Consider the following 743-nt stretch of genomic DNA (forward strand, 5'->3'; position numbering starts at 1 on the left):
AATAAGGAGTGAACAAAATGGCAGAAAACAGACAATATGACCACGAATACAAAGTACAGGCAGTGAAGCTCGCTAAAGAAATCGGACAAGCTAAAGCGGCTAAAGAACTGGGGATTCCCAAAAACACCATGTATGGCTGGGTGCAGGCCAACCGCCTTGGCAGCCTCGACCTTGGGGCAGGTTCACAAACTCCGCAAAGCGCCATGACGCTTAATCAGGAACTTCTTCAGCTCCGCCATCTGGTTAAGGAACAGGAAAAAGAAATTCGCCGTTTGAAGAAGGAAAATGACTTTCTGGAGGAAGCCAGCGCTTTTTTCGCCGCGAGCCGTCTGAGGTCAGCAAAAACGAAAGAATGAAGTTCATTGCTCTTAAAACCAAAGACGGCGAATTAAAAGGGGATATCTTCTTTTACTGCAGAACCCTTCATGTCAGCAGGCAGGGATTCTGCCAGTACCTTGCAAATAAAGACCGCCCATGGAAGTATCAGCCCCTGGCAGACGCCATGATGGAAATCCTTGAGGAAGATGATTGTAATGACACCTACGGCCGGAACCGCATGTATCAGGCATTAATGTTAAAACAGCCTGAAAATGTGGATATTCTCAGCGAACGTACTGTTTATCGTGTCATGGAGGATATCGGCATCAGCCACCATCCCAGGCGCAAACCAAACGGAATCACGAAAGCGGATCGGCAAGCCCGGAAATCAGAAGATCTGTTAAAACGTAATTTCAAGTCAGAGG

1 protein-coding gene and 1 pseudogene are annotated in these 743 nt (G+C 47.4%); both read left to right on the forward strand.

Annotation, left to right across the window (positions count from 1 at the left end):
- The first annotated feature begins 17 nt into the window (after nt 1-17).
- Nucleotides 18-356: a transposase gene (locus D5281_RS25170; protein WP_160562566.1), complete on the forward strand. Its 339-nt coding sequence runs from the start codon at nt 18-20 to the stop codon at nt 354-356.
- Nucleotides 353-743, forward strand: a pseudogene (locus D5281_RS25175) (IS3 family transposase); the annotation flags it as partial. The gene D5281_RS25170 and the pseudogene D5281_RS25175, both read left to right, overlap by 4 nt.

The organism is Parablautia muri (assembly GCF_009917485.1).
Taxonomy (GTDB): Bacteria; Bacillota; Clostridia; order Lachnospirales; family Lachnospiraceae; genus Suilimivivens; species Suilimivivens muri.